The organism is Streptomyces sp. NPDC030183 (assembly GCF_055573455.1).
Genome location: NZ_JBVIBK010000006.1, coordinates 91,793 through 108,950 on the forward strand (window position 1 = coordinate 91,793; position 17,158 = coordinate 108,950).

At 69.6% G+C, this 17,158-nt stretch carries 11 protein-coding genes; 7 read left to right on the top strand and 4 right to left on the bottom strand.

Features of this window, described 5'->3' with window-relative positions; genetic code table 11:
• Window positions 1–478 precede the first annotated feature (478 nt).
• Window positions 479–1,246, top strand: a complete 768-nt coding sequence (locus tag ACZ4Z2_RS09035; protein WP_468073899.1) for an IclR family transcriptional regulator — start codon at window positions 479–481, stop codon at window positions 1,244–1,246.
• A gap of 98 nt (window positions 1,247–1,344) precedes the next feature.
• Window positions 1,345–1,782: an SsgA family sporulation/cell division regulator gene (locus ACZ4Z2_RS09040; protein WP_055520475.1), complete on the top strand. Its 438-nt coding sequence runs from the start codon at window positions 1,345–1,347 to the stop codon at window positions 1,780–1,782.
• A gap of 29 nt (window positions 1,783–1,811) precedes the next feature.
• Here ACZ4Z2_RS09040 and ACZ4Z2_RS09045 read toward each other — a convergent pair whose 3' ends face one another.
• Window positions 1,812–3,281, bottom strand: coding sequence for a YibE/F family protein (locus ACZ4Z2_RS09045; RefSeq protein WP_468073901.1), 1,470 nt, complete (start codon window positions 3,279–3,281; stop codon window positions 1,812–1,814).
• Between the two features lie 220 nt (window positions 3,282–3,501).
• Between ACZ4Z2_RS09045 and thiC the strand changes: the two genes are divergently transcribed.
• Window positions 3,502–5,328 carry a phosphomethylpyrimidine synthase ThiC gene (gene thiC / locus ACZ4Z2_RS09050; RefSeq protein WP_468073903.1) on the top strand — a complete coding sequence of 609 codons (1,827 nt, stop codon included), beginning with the start codon at window positions 3,502–3,504 and terminating at the stop codon, window positions 5,326–5,328.
• Window positions 5,329–5,582: 254 nt separating this feature from the next.
• On the opposite strand, the gene ACZ4Z2_RS09055 is transcribed toward thiC, so the two are convergent.
• From ACZ4Z2_RS09055 to ACZ4Z2_RS09065, 3 genes are all read right to left on the bottom strand, one after another.
• A complete protein-coding gene (locus tag ACZ4Z2_RS09055; RefSeq protein ID WP_468073905.1) occupies window positions 5,583–6,455 on the bottom strand; it encodes a hypothetical protein in 873 nt (290 codons plus the stop codon).
• Window positions 6,456–6,638: 183 nt separating this feature from the next.
• Window positions 6,639–7,730: a metallophosphoesterase gene (locus ACZ4Z2_RS09060; protein ID WP_468074182.1), complete on the bottom strand. Its 1,092-nt coding sequence runs from the start codon at window positions 7,728–7,730 to the stop codon at window positions 6,639–6,641.
• 201 nt (window positions 7,731–7,931) lie between these two features.
• Window positions 7,932–9,044: a LacI family DNA-binding transcriptional regulator gene (locus ACZ4Z2_RS09065; protein ID WP_079049873.1), complete on the bottom strand. Its 1,113-nt coding sequence runs from the start codon at window positions 9,042–9,044 to the stop codon at window positions 7,932–7,934.
• 399 nt (window positions 9,045–9,443) lie between these two features.
• On the opposite strand from ACZ4Z2_RS09065, the gene hisC reads away from it, so the two are divergent.
• From hisC to cydD, 4 genes are all read left to right on the top strand, one after another.
• Entirely contained in the window at window positions 9,444–10,523 is a 1,080-nt protein-coding gene (gene hisC, locus ACZ4Z2_RS09070) for a histidinol-phosphate transaminase (RefSeq protein ID WP_468073907.1), read from the top strand.
• 261 nt (window positions 10,524–10,784) lie between these two features.
• The gene (locus ACZ4Z2_RS09075; protein ID WP_468073908.1) at window positions 10,785–12,293 is read left to right on the top strand and encodes a cytochrome ubiquinol oxidase subunit I; all 1,509 of its coding nucleotides are present in this window, start codon (window positions 10,785–10,787) and stop codon (window positions 12,291–12,293) included.
• Window positions 12,294–12,313: 20 nt separating this feature from the next.
• Window positions 12,314–13,318: a cytochrome d ubiquinol oxidase subunit II gene (gene cydB, locus ACZ4Z2_RS09080; RefSeq protein ID WP_468073910.1), complete on the top strand. Its 1,005-nt coding sequence runs from the start codon at window positions 12,314–12,316 to the stop codon at window positions 13,316–13,318.
• Window positions 13,319–13,426: 108 nt separating this feature from the next.
• Window positions 13,427–16,918 carry a thiol reductant ABC exporter subunit CydD gene (cydD, locus tag ACZ4Z2_RS09085; RefSeq protein ID WP_468073912.1) on the top strand — a complete coding sequence of 1,164 codons (3,492 nt, stop codon included), beginning with the start codon at window positions 13,427–13,429 and terminating at the stop codon, window positions 16,916–16,918.
• Window positions 16,919–17,158 lie beyond the last annotated feature (240 nt).

Consider the following 17,158-nt stretch of genomic DNA (forward strand, 5'->3'; position numbering starts at 1 on the left):
GGCTGACACCGCACCCGCAGAACCCCTCTTCCCACCGGCCCGGCCGCGCTCCCTGTCCCCTCCGGGCGCCGTCCCACCCACCCAACCGGGCCCCCGATCGACCCCGCTGGCCGGACCTCCCGCACCTCCCGGACCCTCGCGGACCCGCTCCGCCGACCCGCCCAGCCCGCCGTCGCAGCCGCGCACGGCCCCGTCCCAACCGCGCGCGACCCCGTCGAAGCCCGCCGCGCCCCCGGCGCAGCCGCGCACCTCGCCGGGCGAGGACACCGCCTGCCGCACGCAGCCCCCTCCGGCGTCCCGGCAGGGGCCGTCACCAACACCTTCGTCACCGCCGCACACCTCACAGAAGCCCGCGCCGCCGACGCAGCCGGCACCCGCGGCCGACTCGGAGCCGGCCACCGCATCCGCCCGCCCCGCACCACCGCCTCCGGTGCAGCGGTCCGGGCGAGGAGCACGTCAGTCGGCCCCGCCGGTCCCGATGGTCGGACCCGAGTCACAGTCGGGGACCCTCATCGGCTCCGTACAGCGGGCGATGCGGTTGCTGGAGGCCGTCGCCGAGCGAGAACACGGGGCACCGGCCAAACAACTGGCACGGGACACCGGACTCGCCCTGCCCACGGCCTACCACCTGTTGCGCACCCTGGTGCACGAGGGCTATCTCCGCCGGGAGAAGGGACTGTTCTTCCTCGGTGAGGCCGCGGAACGGCTGAGCAGCAGCGGAGCACAGCAGAAACGTCGCAGCACGGTCGGCGAGGCCCTGGCCCACTGGCGGGACACCATCGGCGCCCCCGTGTACTTCGCGATCTACCGGGACGGCGAGATCGAGATCAAGGGCGTCGCCGACAGTTCGAGCGCCCCGGCGGTCGAGGAGTGGGCCGACTTCCGCGAGACGGGACACGCGCACGCCATCGGGCAGTGCCTGCTGTCCCAACTCGGCGACGAGGCCCGCCGCGACCACCTGGAACGGTACCCCGTACAGTCGATCACGCCGTACACAGTGCGTGACAACGAGACTCTGCTACGGCGCCTGGACCGGATCGGACGGATGGAACCCGTCGTCGAGCGCCAGGAATACGCCTTGGGGACGGTCTGCGCCGCGATTCCGATCACCGCGGGGACGACCGCCGCGACCCTGGCCATCTCGCTTCCCGTGCACCAGGCCGACCGGCTGCTGCCCACGGCGCATCAACTGCAAATCGAGATCGGAAAGCTACTAGGGACACTCGCGATCTCTATCAGCATCTGAAAAATCACTCCTTGTGATCTCCCGTGTACTTTCAGCAAACTTCCAGGAGCGTCAGGCGGATGTTTCCTGGCCAGTCGACCAACATGGCGGGGTAGGCGATGCGCGAGTCGGTACAGGCAGAAGTCATGATGAGCTTCCTCGTCTCGGAGGAGCTCTCCTTCCGCATTCCGGTGGAGCTGCGCTACGAGACGTGTGATCCCTATGCCGTGCGGCTCACCTTCCATCTGCCCGGCGACGCTCCGGTGACCTGGGCCTTCGGCAGGGAGCTGCTCATCGACGGCGTGGGCCGGCCATGCGGGGACGGCGACGTGCACATCGCGCCCGCCGATCCGGAGACCTTCGGCGAGGTGCTGATCCGCCTTCAGGTGGGCAGCGACCAGGCGCTGTTCCGGGTCGGTACGGCGCCGCTGGTGGCCTTCCTGGACCGCACGGACAAGCTCGTGCCGCTCGGGCAGGAGCGTTCCCTCGCCGACTTCGACACCCTGCTCGACGAGGCGCTGGACCGCATCCTGGCGGAGGAGCAGAGCGCGGGCTGAGCCGTACGTCACCCACGTGCCGTAACGCTTCAGCGCTTCCGGCGGCGACCTTTCCCTCCACGTGCCGGGGCGGCCGTGGGAGCCTCGGAGGACGTCGCGGGGGTCCCCGGGCGGTCGGCCGAGACGACCAGGGCGGCCAGTGCCGTGGTCACCGGCACGGAGGCGACCAGACCGATCGACCCGACGAGGGTGCGCACGATCTCCTCGGCGACCAGCTCGCTGTTGGCGACGGTACCGACACTGCTCTGCGCGATCGAGAAGAGCAGCAGCAGCGGCAGGGCCGCACCGGCGTAGGCGAGGACAAGGGTGTTGACCACCGAGGCGATGTGGTCGCGACCGATGCGGATGCCCGCGCGGTACAGGCCGCGCCAGCCCATCGCCGGATTCGCCTCGTGCAGCTCCCAGACCGCCGAGGTCTGCGTGACCGTCACATCGTCGAGGACACCGAGGGAACCGATGATGACGCCCGCGAGCAGCAGGCCGCTCATGTCGATCTCCGGGTACAGACCGTGGATCAGACCGGTGTTGTCATCCGTGTTGCCGGTCAGCGCGGCCCAGTCGATGAACAGCGAGCCCAGCAGGCCGATCAGCAGCAGCGAGATCAGGGTGCCGATCACCGCGACCGAGGTGCGGGCCGAGAGGCCATGGCACATATAGAGCGCGATCAGCATGATGGCGCTCGCCCCGACCACCGCCACCACCAGAGGGTTCGAGCCCTGGAGGATGGCCGGGAGGATGAAGAAGGTCAGCACCAGGAAGCTGATGGCCAGGGCCACCAGTGCCATGACGCCGCGCATCCGGCCCACCACCACGACGGCGAGCGCGAAGATCCCGGCGAGCAGCGCCATGGGGAACTTGCGGTTCACGTCGGTGACCGAGTACTGCAGATCCTTGGGCGCGGCGGGCTCGTACGCGACCACGACTTCCTGGCCCTGCTTCAACTGCCGTGACTGATCGGGCTGGACGATCTCCGTGAACGTACGGCCCTTGTCCTTGCCGGTGTCGACCCGCACCGTCGCCTTCTTGCAGGTGCCCTTCGCCTGCTGCTGGGCGGACGAGCCCTCGGCCGTGGACGTGTCACCGGTGGGCGGGACGCCCGAGGCGTTCACGGAGGCGCAGTCGACCTCCTCGACCTTGGTGACGGTGGCCGACTGGGTCTGCCGGTCGAAGCCCACGCCGGTGCGCTCGTGCGGCGGGGCACCGCCGGGCCACAGGACGACAAGACCCACAAGGACCGCGGTGGCGAAGGGGATCAGCACCGCCGCGATCACCTTGCGCAGGTGCTGCGAGACAGGCGCGGCCGGACCGTGGCTGTGACTGTGGGAGTGGCCGTGGCCGCCCCCGGAGAACGGGCCCTGGCCATGTCCATCACCGGGGCCGTTTCCGCCTCCGGAGCCGTATCCATGACCTCCGCCGGAGCCGTGGCCGTGCCCGTTTCCGGGGCCATGGCCGTGGGGCGGCTCGGAGGGGGGAGGCGGAGGCTGCTGCATCGTGGTCACCGACCGATCATCGCAAGAACGAGCGAGGCCCACTGTTCACCGCGCCACATCTGACGCTAGCGTGGAGACACCTTTGCACACGCGGGAGCTCGGAGCACCGGGCTGAGAGGGCGCTGACCTCCGCAGACGCGATGTTTCACGTGGAACATCGGCGGGCGGAAATCGCTGCGTCGACCGCTGAACCTGTTACCGGGTAATGCCGGCGTAGGGAGTAGGTCTCATGACCATCGAGGACACACGCACGTCTGCCTCCAACCAGACAGACGGGGCAAATGCCTCACACCAGAGCGGAAATCCGCAGGGTGAACAGCCTGGGGAGACCGGCAGGTCCATCGGCTGGCACAAGGGGTACATCGAGGGCTCGCGCCCCGATCTACGGGTGCCGGTCCGTCAGGTGCATCTGACCAGCGGCCAGTCCGTCACCCTGTACGACACCTCCGGCCCGTACACCGATCCGACCGTCGAGACCGATGTCAGGAGGGGGCTGACCCCTCTTCGCGAGAACTGGATCATCGCCCGAGGCGACACCGAGGAGTACACGGGCCGTCCTGTCCGCCCCGAGGACGACGGGATCAAGCACACGTCACCGCGCGGTGGGCTGCGCAACCTGGACGCGGTGTTCCCGGGGCGGCCACGTCAGCCGCGCCGCAGCCGTGACGGCCGGGCCGTGACACAGCTCGCGTATGCGCGGCGCGGGGAGATCACCCCCGAGATGGAGTTCGTGGCGGTACGCGAAAACGTTTCGCCCGAGGTCGTCCGCGAGGAGATCGCGGCGGGCCGGGCGGTGCTGCCGGCGAATGTGAACCACCCGGAGATCGAGCCGATGATCATCGGCAAGCGGTTCCTGGTGAAGGTCAACGCCAACATCGGCAACTCGGCGGTCACGTCCTCCATCGAGGAGGAGGTGGAGAAGATGACCTGGGCGACCCGTTGGGGCGCCGACACGGTCATGGACCTGTCGACCGGACGGAACATCCACACCACCCGCGAGTGGGTGCTGCGCAACTCCCCCGTTCCCATCGGCACGGTGCCGTTGTACCAGGCCCTGGAGAAGGTCGACGGCAAGGCCGAGGAGCTGACCTGGGAGATCTACAAGGACACGGTCATCGAGCAGGCCGAGCAGGGCGTGGACTACATGACCGTCCACGCGGGTGTGCGCCTGGCGTACGTACCGCTGACCGCCAACCGCAAGACCGGCATCGTCTCGCGCGGCGGCTCGATCATGGCCGCCTGGTGTCTGGCACACCACAAGGAGTCGTTCCTGTACGAGAACTTCGAGGAGCTGTGCGAGATCCTCGCCGCATACGACGTCACATACTCGCTCGGCGACGGTCTGCGGCCCGGCTCGATCGCGGACGCCAACGACGAGGCGCAGTTCGCGGAGTTGCGCACGCTCGGGGAACTCAACCGGATCGCGAAGCGTTTCCACGTACAGACGATGATCGAGGGCCCGGGCCATGTCCCGATGCACAAGATCAAGGAGAACATCGACCTTCAGCAGGAGATCTGCGATGAAGCTCCGTTCTATACGCTTGGCCCGCTGACCACGGACGTCGCTCCGGCGTACGACCACATCACCTCGGGCATAGGCGCCGCGATGATCGCGTGGTGGGGCACCGCGATGCTCTGCTACGTCACGCCCAAGGAGCACTTGGGTCTGCCCAACCGTGACGACGTCAAGACCGGCGTCATCACCTACAAGATCGCGGCCCATGCGGCAGACCTCGCCAAGGGGCACCCGGGCGCACAGGAGTGGGACGACGCGTTGTCGGACGCCCGCTTCGAATTCCGCTGGGAGGACCAGTTCAATCTGGCCCTCGACCCCGACACCGCCCGTGAGTTCCACGACGAGACGCTCCCCGCGGAGCCGGCCAAGACGGCCCACTTCTGCTCCATGTGCGGCCCGAAGTTCTGCTCGATGAAGATCTCCCAGGACATCCGCCGCGAACACGGCACGTCTCGGGTTGAGATCGAGGAGGGCATGGCGCAGAAGTCCAAGGAGTTCGCGCAGGCGGGCAACCGGGTCTATCTGCCGCTCGCGGACTGAGGACCCGCAGGGGACCGGCGGTGCGTGGGCGTCGGCCGGTCCGTGCGCCCGGGTCCGCCGTGATCGCCGGCTGCACGCGCGCCGCCGGGTGCCGGGCCGGGGCGCCAGCCGCTGCTCGGCGGTACGCGAGCCGACAGGCCGCCTGTGAGCCGCTGTTTCTGGCCTGCCGGCGGTACTCAGGGCGGGTGGCCCGGACGGACGTCGGGCGGCCGCCGGTCCCGGTGGGGGCCGGGCGGCGGCTCGGTCCCGGCGGGTCACTCCGGCTGGTGCTCCGGGCCGCCGAAGTCCGGGCTGCTGAAGTCCGGGCTGGAGAAGCTGGGGCGGGAACCGGACGAGCCGCTGCCGGGGCTGGTGAAGTCGGGGCGGTTGTAGCCGAGGTGGGGCATGCGGCTGGGCGGGGCCGGCCGGTCCGGTTCGCTCAGCACCGCGGGGTCCGGGTTGGCGAGGGCGTCCCGGAGGAACGGCAGGATGCCGCGCTCCAGGAGGGCGTCACGCCATGCCTCCTTGGCGCGGGTCACCTCCTCGTTCAGCTCGTCCCGCGCCCCGCGGTCCTCCAGGGCGGTGGAGCCGTTGCGTAGCGCGGTGAGCAGGAGGCCGACCGCGGCCACCAGAATCGCCGCCGCCGTGACCGCGCCGAAGACCCATCCGGTGGTCAGCAGGGTCTCGGCGATCGCCCGCTCGGGGTCGAGCGCCTTCATGATGTAGCCGACGAGCAGGAAGATCACCGCGGCGGTTCCGGCCAGGACGGGGGCGAGCACGGCGGCCACGGCGCCCGCACCGGCTCCGGCGGCCTCGCCCACCTCGCCCATGGCGGTCACGAGCCCCACTGCCGTCCCGTCGGGCTCCGCGGAGCCGGATGCCGTGCTTCCGGTAGCGGTTCGGTCCGGTGAAGGGTTGCGCAGTTCGTCGCGGACCTTGACGTAGTACTCGTACTCGGTCGCCGCGGCCGCCGTGATGATCGCCGTGGCGTTGAGGGCCATGGTGCGCAGTTGTTCGGGGTTGAGCCGCTGCAGGCCGGCGGCGAATTCCGGGCGGTACGGTGCGGAGCGCAGCGCCTCGCCGAGGATCCGCTCGTACTCCTGGCGGTCCTCACTGAGCAGGTGCTGCGGAACGCTGTTCATGTGCATCCCCCGATGCTCCGTAGGGCTTGTGGCTCGGCATGCTGACGAGCCGTCGGGCAGAAACGGAGGGGAGCCTGCTACGGATAAGCCGATGGTAGAGCGGTGACGGCGGGCGGTGACAGGGGGTTTGAAGAAATTGGACCCTGGCCGGCGAACTCTTTCGACGGGGGACGCCGGCCCGTCCGGGGATCAGCTCTGCAGCGGGAGCTGCTGGACCAGGAGCTTTCCGGCCATCGTCACACCGCCGTCCATGGCGACGGCGAGACCGTCCGCATAGATGTACGGTCCCTCGACCGAGGGGCCCGCTCCGTCCTCGCCGTCCTCCGAGCCGACCTCGCCCAGGAGGTACGGGATGGGGCTGTGGCCGTGGACGATGCGTGTGCCGCCGTAGAGGTCGAGCAGGGAGCGCACGGCGTCGGCGCCGCCCTCGTCGCGGAACGAGAAACGCCGGGTGAACTTGCGGAAGAGGTCCCAGACCTCGTCCGGGTCGTTGCGGGTGATCGTCTCGCGGATGGTGTCGTTGACCGCCTCGATGGAGTCGCCGTAGTCGCGGTAGGCGGTGGTGTCGGAGTGCACCAGGAGGTGGCCGTCGACCTCCTCCATGGCGTCGAGGCGGGCCATCCACTGCAGGTGGTGGTCCTGGAGACGGTCCATGTCGGTCTTCTGGCCGCCGTTGAGGAGCCAGGCGGCCTGGAAGGTGGCGGTGCCCGCGCCCGAGTTGACGGGGGTGTCGCCGAAGCGCTTGGCCCCGAGCAGCAGCAGCTCGTGGTTGCCCATGAGGGCCTTGCAGTAGCCGCCGGCCGCCGCGGCCTCGGCGGACAGGCGCATCACCAGATCGATGACGCCGATGCCGTCCGGGCCGCGGTCGGTGAAGTCGCCGAGGAACCAGAGCCGGGCGGTGCCCGCCGACCAGCTGCCCGAGGCGTCCACGAGGCCCTTCTCCTGCAGGGCGGCGATCAGCTCGTCGAGGTAGCCGTGCACGTCGCCGACGACGAACAGCGGGCCGGGACTGGCGGCGGGCTGCTCACCGGCCACGGCCTCCGGGTCGATCGTCACCTGGAGCGTGTCGCCCCGGTTGATCACCGGGAGGTCCCGCTGGGTGGGGGTGTAGCCCTCGGGATACTCCGACGTGTCGCCGGTGTCGCCTGTCTGGCCGGGCTGTGTGGTGTGTCCGTACGGACCGGCCTCGTGGACGTACGCGGGCACGCGGAAATCGCGCACCGTCGGCGTCCGCACCTCGGGTCCCTGACCGGCCCCCTGAGTCATCGACCCCTCCACCACCATCGCGCCGCATCTGCACCGCATCGGACTGCCTGGTCGCAGCGGCCCGCGGTGTCGTCCGCCCATCATAGGAATGCGGATCGCGCCATGTGATGACCCAGGGGTGGTGAAATGGCGCAGGGCCCCAGTTCACCGCTGTTTTCTCCCGAATTGGGCGGGGCTCTCCCCGCCCGATTCGCGTTCGGGTCCTCAGCTCGGGCGTCAACCCTCTTCAGGTGATCGTGGCGGACTGACCGTCGTGCGCGGCGAACGCCGCTCGGACGAGGTTCGCACGATCAACTCCGTCGGTATCACCTGCTCGACCGGTTGGTCCGATTCGACCCCCTCGATGGCGTCGATGAGGAGCTGGACCACCGCCGTGCCGATGCGGCGCGGCTTCAGCGAGAGCGTGGTGATCGGCGGCTCGGTGGTGGCGTACACGGCGGACTCGCTGCAGCACACGAGGAGCAGGTCGTCCGGGACGCGCAGGCCGTACCGCCGGGCCGCGGCGAGAAGATCGGTGCCGTTCGGGTCGAAGAGGCCGTAGACCGCGTCAGGGCGGTCGGGCCGGGCCAGCAGCCGGTCGGCGGCGACGGCTCCCGCGCACGGATCGTGCGCCGGATACGCCTCGTACACCGGATCCTGGCCCACACGCTCGCACCAGCGCAGATATGCGGTGGTCGACAGATGGGTGTACGTGTCCGTCGTCGTGCCCGTGAGGAGGCCGATCCGGCGGGCGCCGGCGTCGGCGAGATGGTCGAGGATGCCGAGGACCGCGGCCTCGTGGTCGTTGTCGACCCACGCGGTGACCGGCAGTGCTCCGGCCGGGCGGCCGTCCGACACCACCGGTAATCCCTGGCGGACCAGTTCGCTGACCACCGGGTCCTGGTCGGACGGGTCGATGACGACGGTGCCGTCCAGGGCCACGTTGGACCACACGTCGTGCCGCGAGGTCGCGGGGAGGATGACCAGGGCGTAGCCCCGGGCGAGCGCGGCCGAGGTGGCCGCTCGCGCCATCTCCGCGAAGTACGCGAACTCGGTGAAGGTGAAAGGTTCATCCCCGTACGTGGTCACGGTCAGGCCGATGAGGCCGGACTTGCCCGTTCTCAGGGTTCGGGCCGCCGCCGAGGGGCGGTAGCCAAGTCGGTCGGCGACCTCGCGTACATGGCGTCGGGTGGCGTCCGGGAGCCGGCCCTTGCCGTTGAGGGCGTCGGAAACGGTCGTGATGGAGACCCCGGCGGCGGCGGCCACGTCTCGGATGCCCGCCCGGCCCGACCGGCTGCCTCGGCGGGGAGTTTCCGCCCGGCTCACCTGGTGCTTCCCTGCTGCTGTCATGGCGAGCCGATAGTAGGGCTCATGCGGTGGGGTAGTGCGGACGCATATGCACCCGTTGACAGGTACGTTTCTGCAAGGTCAATCATAGTCAATTGCCTTGCAATGCAAGGGAGTTGAACGATCCGATATCAGGACGCTACTTGTCGGCGCGCATGAGCCTGCCAAGTAGCTCATGTTTCGAAGAGGTCTCAACTCACCTGCACGGGTGATGCGCGCTACGGCGCGAGCCACCGGCGCGTGCGTTTATGAGGAGCGCGCCCCCCGATACCTCCCCTTCGTGTGGTGATGCCCGTGATGGTGTCGGTACGACAGTGAAGGCAGCTGGTTGCCCACAGCCCATTCGCAGGCGCGCCGAATCCTCATAAGGTGAGAAGCATTACGTCGACGAGGAGGACTGCGGTGAGCGAGACGAGCCCCAAGCTGCGAGCCGAGCTGGAGGGTATCCCCACCTACAAGCCCGGCAAGCCGGCCGCGGCGGGCGGTCCGGTGGCGTACAAGCTGTCCTCCAACGAGAACCCCTATCCGCCGCTGCCGGGCGTGCTGGAGAGCGTGGCCGGGGCGGCCTCGTCGTTCAACCGGTACCCGGACATGGCGTGCACCGGGCTGATGAACGAGTTGTCCGACCGCTTCGGCGTGCCGCTCACGCACCTGGCCACGGGCACCGGCTCGGTCGGTGTCGCCCAGCAGCTGATCCAGGCGACCGCGGGGCCCGGCGACGAGGTGATCTACGCCTGGCGGTCGTTCGAGGCGTACCCGATCATCACGCAGATCAGCGGGGCGACGTCCGTGCAGGTCCCGCTGACGGCGGGCGACGTGCACGATCTGGACGCGATGGCGGAGGCGATCACCGACCGGACCCGGCTGATTTTCGTCTGCAACCCCAACAACCCGACGGGGACGGCCGTCCGCCGGGCCGAGCTGGAGCGCTTCCTCGACCGGGTGCCCAGCGATGTGCTGGTGGTGCTGGATGAGGCGTACCGCGAGTTCGTGCGGGATGTCGAGGTGCCGGACGGCGTCGAGTTCTACCGCGAGCGGTCAAACGTCTGTGTGCTGCGGACCTTCTCCAAGGCGTACGGGCTGGCGGGGCTCCGGGTGGGCTTCGCGATCGCTCACGAGCCGGTGGCGGCCGCTCTGCGCAAGACGGCCGTGCCCTTCGGGGTGAGCCAGCTCGCCCAGGACGCGGCGGTCGCGTCGCTGCGTGCCGAGGACGAGCTTCTCGGACGGGTGGGCACGCTGGTCTGCGAGCGGAACCGGGTCGTGGAGTCGCTGCGTGGCCAGGGCTGGACGGTGCCCGACACCCAGGCGAACTTCGTGTGGCTGCGGCTGGGGGAGCGGACGGTCGACTTCGCCGCCGCATGTGAGCGGGCCGGTGTCGTCGTGCGGCCCTTCCCGGGCGAGGGCGTCCGGGTGACCATCGGCGAGGACGAGGCGAACGACATCTTCCTGAAGGTGACGGAGGAGTTCCGCAAGGAGCTCTAGCCTTCGGCGGCTGTCAAGGGATCAGGGCCCGGGGTTCCGCCTCGGGCCCTTTCGCCTTCTCTCATGGGCCTGACGTGCGGTTTTGCTTCGAGGGACCTTCGGCCCCGGGATTAGGGACCCCCCACCTCTCCAGGCCCGAACGGGTATGCGGCATAATTGCTTGTGAATGTGAACGCTTTCACAAGCGCGTCCCGGTTGCCCCGTGATGTACGGAACAGGCGGGGCAGACTGCCGCAGTGCCACGGCATGTAAGGAGAAGACGTGGACCTCGCTCTGGCGCCGGAGACTCTGGCGCGATGGCAGTTCGGCATCACGACCGTCTACCACTTCCTCTTCGTCCCGCTCACGATCTCGCTCGCCGCCCTCACGGCCGGCCTGCAGACCGCCTGGGTGCGCTCGGGGAAGGAGAAGTACCTCAAGGCCACCAAGTTCTGGGGCAAGCTCTTCCTGATCAATATCGCGATGGGGGTCGTCACCGGCATCGTGCAGGAGTTCCAGTTCGGCATGAACTGGTCCGACTACTCGCGCTTCGTCGGCGATGTCTTCGGTGCCCCCCTCGCCTTCGAGGCGCTGATCGCCTTCTTCTTCGAGTCCACCTTCATCGGGCTGTGGATCTTCGGCTGGGACAAGCTGCCCCAGAAGATCCATCTGGCCTGTATATGGATGGTCTCCATAGGCACGATCCTGTCGGCGTATTTCATCCTCGCGGCCAACTCGTGGATGCAGCACCCCGTCGGCTACCGCATCAACGAGGCCAAGGGCCGGGCCGAGCTGACTGACTTCTGGCTGGTACTGACGCAGAACACCGCGCTCACCCAGGTCTTCCACACCCTCTCGGCGGCCTTCCTCACGGGTGGCGCCTTCATGGTCGGCATCGCCGCCTTCCACCTGGCCCGCAAGAAGCACATCCCCGTGATGAAGACCTCGCTGCGGCTCGGCCTGGTGACCGTGATCGTCGGCGGCATGCTCACCGCGATCAGCGGCGACCTCCTGGGCAAGGTCATGTACGCGCAGCAGCCCATGAAGATGGCCGCGGCCGAGGCCCTCTGGGACGGGGAGGCGCCGGCGCCCTTCTCGGTCTTCGCCGTCGGTGACGTCGACGAGGGCCACAACAAGGTCGCCATCGAGGTCCCGGGCCTGCTCTCCTTCCTGGCCAAGGACGACTTCAGCTCGTACGTCCCCGGCATCAACGACGTCAACAAGGCCGAGCAGGAGAAGTACGGGCCCGGTGACTACCGGCCCAACATCCCCGTCGCCTACTGGGGCTTCCGGTGGATGATCGGCTTCGGGATGGCGTCGTTCGCCCTCGGCGTCGTCGGGCTCTGGCTGACCCGCAAGAAGTTCATGCTGCCGCAGCACCTCAGGGTCGGCGACGACGAGGTACCGCGCCTCTCGCTCCTGCCGGGCAAGGCCCTCGGCCCGACGCTCACCAAGTGGTACTGGCGGATCGCCATTCTCACCCTTGGCTTCCCTCTGATCGCCAACTCCTGGGGCTGGATCTTCACCGAGATGGGCCGCCAGCCGTGGGTCGTCTACGGCGTGCTGCGGACCCGTGACGCGGTCTCCCCCGGTGTCTCGCAGGGCGAGGTCCTCACGTCGATGATCGTCTTCACCACGCTGTACGCGATCCTCGCCGTCGTCGAGGTCAAGCTGCTCGCGAAGTACGTCAAGGCCGGGCCGCCCGAGCTGACGGAGGCCGACCTCAACCCGCCCACGAAGATCGGCGGCGACTCCCGTGACGCCGACAAGCCGATGGCCTTCTCGTACTAGGCCGAGGGAGCTGCACAGTCATGGAACTTCACGACGTCTGGTTCGTCGCCATCGCCGTCCTGTGGATCGGCTACTTCTTCCTGGAGGGCTTCGACTTCGGAGTCGGTGTCCTCACCCGGCTCCTTGCGCGGAACCGGCCGGAGAAGCGGGTCCTCATCAACACCATCGGGCCCGTCTGGGACGGCAACGAGGTGTGGCTGCTCTCAGCGGGCGGCGCGACCTTCGCCGCCTTCCCCGAGTGGTACGCCACCCTCTTCTCCGGGTTCTACCTGCCGCTGCTGCTCATCCTGGTGTGCCTGATCGTCCGCGGTGTCGCCTTCGAGTACCGGGCCAAGCGCCCTGAGGAGACGTGGCAGCGCAACTGGGAGACGGCGATCTTCTGGACCTCGCTGCTCCCCGCCTTCCTGTGGGGTGTGGCCTTCGCCAACATCGTGCGCGGAGTCAAGATCGACCGGGACTTCGAGTACGTGGGCGGTGTCCTCGACCTGCTGAACCCGTACGCCCTGCTGGGTGGTCTGGTCACGCTGACACTGTTCACCTTCCACGGGACGGTGTTCGTCGGGCTCAAGACCGTCGGGGACATCCGGGAGCGGGCCCGGAAGCTGGCGCTGCGCGTCGGTGCCGTGACGGCGGTGCTGGCGCTGCTGTTCCTCCTCTGGACGCAGGCCGAGAAGGGCGATGGAACCTCGCTTGTCGCGGTCGCCGTGGCGGTCGGTGCGCTGGTGGCGGCGCTGGCCGCCGTCCGGGCGGGCCGTGAGGGCTGGGCGTTCGCTCTGTCCGGGCTCACCATCGTGGCGGCCGTCGCCATGCTCTTCCTGACGCTCTTTCCGAACGTCATGCCGTCCTCGCTGAACGAGGACTGGAGCCTGACGGTCACCAACGCCTCGTCGAGCCCGTACACCTTGAAGATCATGACGTGGTGCGCGGTGATCGCCACCCCGATCGTCATGCTCTACCAGGGGTGGACGTACTGGGTGTTCCGCAAGCGGATCGGTACGCAGCACATCGCGGAGCCGGCGCACTGAACCTGGGCCGGGAGGTGGGTTTCGCGATGTTTCACGTGAAACACACCTCCTCCGGTCGAAGGGGCATGTTTCACGTGAAACATGCCCGCTGAGAAGAGGGTGTTTCACGTGAAACCGATCGACCCACGACTGTTGCGGTATGCCCGCGCGACCCGCCTCTTCCTGGCGGCGGTCATCGTCCTGGGCGCCGCCGGGGCCGCGCTCGTCATTGCGCAGGCGATGCTCATCGCCGAAGTGGTCGTCGGTGCCTTCCAGCACGGAATGACCGTCGATGAACTCAGCACTCCCCTGCTGCTGTTGATGGCCGTTGCGGTGGGACGGGCCGTCATCTCATGGCTCACCGAGTTGGCCGCCCACCGCGCGAGTGCGGCCGTGAAGTCCGAGCTCCGAGGCAGGCTTCTGGACCGAGCCGTGGCGCTCGGACCCGGCTGGCTCAGTGGCCAGCGCACGGGCTCACTGGTCGCCCTCGCTACTCGCGGCGTCGATGCGCTCGACGACTACTTCGCGCGCTACCTGCCCCAGTTGGGCCTGGCGGTGGTCGTGCCCGTCGCGGTGCTCGCGCGGATCGTCACCGAGGACTGGGTGTCAGCGGCCATCATCGTCGGCACGCTGCCCCTGATCCCGATCTTCATGGTGCTCATCGGCTGGGCCACGCGGTCCCAGATGGATCGCCAGTGGCGCCTGCTCTCCCGACTCTCGGCGCACTTCCTCGACGTCGTCGCCGGACTGCCGACACTCAAGGTGTTCGGTCGGGCCAAGGCGCAGGCCGAGTCGATCAAAAGGATCACCGGCGAGTACCGGCAGGCGACGATGCGGACCCTGCGGATCGCGTTCCTGTCGTCCTTCGCTCTGGAACTGCTCGCGACGATCTCGGTGGCGTTGGTCGCGGTCACCATCGGTATGCGGCTGGTTCACGGCGAGATGGATCTGTACATCGGCCTCGTCATCCTCATCCTGGCGCCCGAGGCATATCTGCCGCTCCGCCAGGTGGGAGCTCAGTTCCACGCGGCCGCCGAAGGGCTCGCGGCGGCCGAGGAGATCTTCGAGGTCCTGGAGACACCGGTCCCGGACTCCGGCACTGCGGTTCCGCCCTCCGGTGAGATCCGCTTCGACGGGGTGACCGTCCGCTATCCCGGGCGGTCGTACGACGCCGTCTCCGATGTGTCCTTCACGGTCGCGCCCGGCGAGACGGTGGCCCTCGTCGGGCCGAGCGGTGTGGGCAAGTCCACGCTCCTGAACGTCCTGCTGGGATTCACCAGGAGCACGATCGGCACCGTGTCGGTCGGGGGAGCCGATCTCGCCTCGCTCGACCTCAAGCAGTGGCGTTCGCGTGTGGCCTGGGTGCCCCAGCGCCCCCACCTGTACGCCGGTTCGATCGCCGAGAACGTACGTCTGGCCCGCCCGGACGCGGACGACACGGCGGTGCGTCGGGCGCTGTCCGACGCGGGAGCGCTGGAGTTCGTGGACGCGCTGCCCGCCGGGACCGACACCATGCTCGGCGAGGACGGCGCCGGTCTTTCTGCCGGTCAGCGGCAACGGCTGGCGCTCGCCCGTGCCTTCCTCGCCGATCGGCCCGTGCTGCTCCTCGACGAACCCACGGCCTCCCTGGACGGGGAGACCGAGGGCGAGGTCGTGGAAGCGGTGCGGCGACTGGCCGTGGGCCGCACTGTCCTCCTGGTGGTGCACCGACCGGCGCTGCTCCAGGTCGCGGATCGGGTGGTCCGGCTGGCGGAGGCCACGGTGTCCGCCTCGGCACCGGCCGCCGAACACGCGGACGTCACGGTGCCCCGCCGGTCCGACCGGACCGCATCCGTGCCTGCGGGGCCTGAAGTGGCTCCCCAGCTCGAGCGACAGGGCGGCGTGCTGGCCCGTGTCCGCCGTATGGCCGGACCGCGTCGGGGCCGCCTCGCTCTCGCCCTGCTGCTCGGCAGCCTCGCCCTGGGCAGCGCCGTGGGCCTGATGGCGACATCCGGGTGGCTGATCTCGCGGGCCTCGCAGCAGCCTCCGGTGCTGTATCTGATGGTCGCGGTGACGGCCACGCGGGCGTTCGGCATCGGACGGGCCGTGTTCCGGTACGCGGAGCGGCTGGTGTCGCACGACACCGTGCTGCGGATGCTGGCCGACACGAGGGTGGCCGTCTACCGGCGACTGGAGCGGCTCGCGCCCGCCGGGCTGCGCACGACACGACGGGGTGACCTGCTGTCGCGGCTCGTCGCCGATGTGGACGCCTTGCAGGACTACTGGGTGCGCTGGTTGCTGCCGGCCGGGACTGCCGTCGCGGTGTCCGCCGCCTCGGTCGGGTTCACCGCCTGGCTGCTGCCCGAGGCCGGAGCGGCCCTCGCCGTCGGGCTGCTCGCGGCAGGTGCCGGGGTGCCCCTGGTGACCGGAGCAGTGGCCCGGCGGGCCGAGCAGCGGCTGGCGCCCGCTCGTGGCGTGCTGGCCACCCGCGTGGCGGACCTGCTGAGCGGCACCGCCGAACTCGCGGTCGCCGGTGCCCTGCCCGCGCGTACCGCCGAGGCCAGGCGGGCCGACGGCGTGCTCACCCGGATCGCCTCACGCGCCGCCACCGCCACCGCGATCGGGGACGGACTGACGGCGCTCGTCTCGGGGCTCACCGTCACCGCCGCCGCGCTGCTGGGAGCCCAGGCGGTCGTCGACGGACGGCTGAGCGGTGTGGCCATGGCCGTCGTCGTGCTCACCCCGCTCGCCGCGTTCGAGGCGGTGCTCGGGATGCCGTCGGCGGCCCAGTTCCGCCAGCGGGTGCGCAGGAGCGCGGAGCGTGTGTACGAGATCCTGGACGCCCCCGACGCCGTCCGTGAACCGGAGCGGCCCGCGAAGCCGCCGGTGTCGCCGTTCCCGCTGCGACTCGAAGGGCTCGGCGCCCGATACCCGGGGCAGGAGCGGGATGCGCTCGCCGGGCTGGACCTCACCCTCGAACAGGGGCGGAGGGTGGCCGTCGTGGGTGTCTCGGGGGCGGGCAAGACGACGCTCGCTCAGGTGCTGCTGCGGTTCCTCGACGCGTCTGAGGGGACGTACACGCTGGGCGGTGCGGACGCCTACGCGCTCGACGGGGACGACGTACGGCGGCTCGTGGGGCTGTGCGCGCAGGACGCGCACCTCTTCGACAGCTCCGTGCGGGAGAACCTGCTGCTGGCCCGCAAGGACGCGGGTGAGGAGGAGTTGAGGGACGCGCTGGCGCGGGCGCGGTTGCTCGACTGGGTCGACGGGCTGCCCGACGGACTGGACACGTTGATCGGTGAGCACGGGGCGCGGTTGTCCGGTGGCCAGCGTCAGCGGCTCGCCCTGGCCCGTGCGTTGCTGGCCGACTTCCCGGTCCTCGTCCTGGACGAGCCCGCGGAGCACCTCGATCTACCGACGGCCGACGCGCTCACCGCCGATCTGCTGGCCGCGACCGAGGGCCGGACGACCCTGCTGATCACCCACCGGCTGGCCGGGCTGGAGGCCGTGGACGAGGTCGTCGTCCTGGCGGAGGGACGCGTCGTACAGCGCGGGACGTACACCGAACTGGCCACCGTGGAAGGGCCCTTGCGGGCGCTGGTCGAGCGGGAAGCGGCGGGGGAACTGCTGGTCCGGGCCTGAGCCACTGATCGGAGCCTGAACCGCTGGCCAGGGCGCGCGCCCTCCCCGTTCTCCCCCTGGTCGCACGCGGCGTCCGCCTGGTGTCGCGTCAGGTCCCGTCCCGTCATGGGGACTAGGCAAGGATCCTCGCCGAACGGAGCGGTGCCGGGACCCTGTTCGGAGCAGCCGTCTTGGTCCATCCAGGGCAGCGTGTCCCCCGGCCGGACGTCCCGGACATGACCGCGGCCGTCGGCGCGGGCC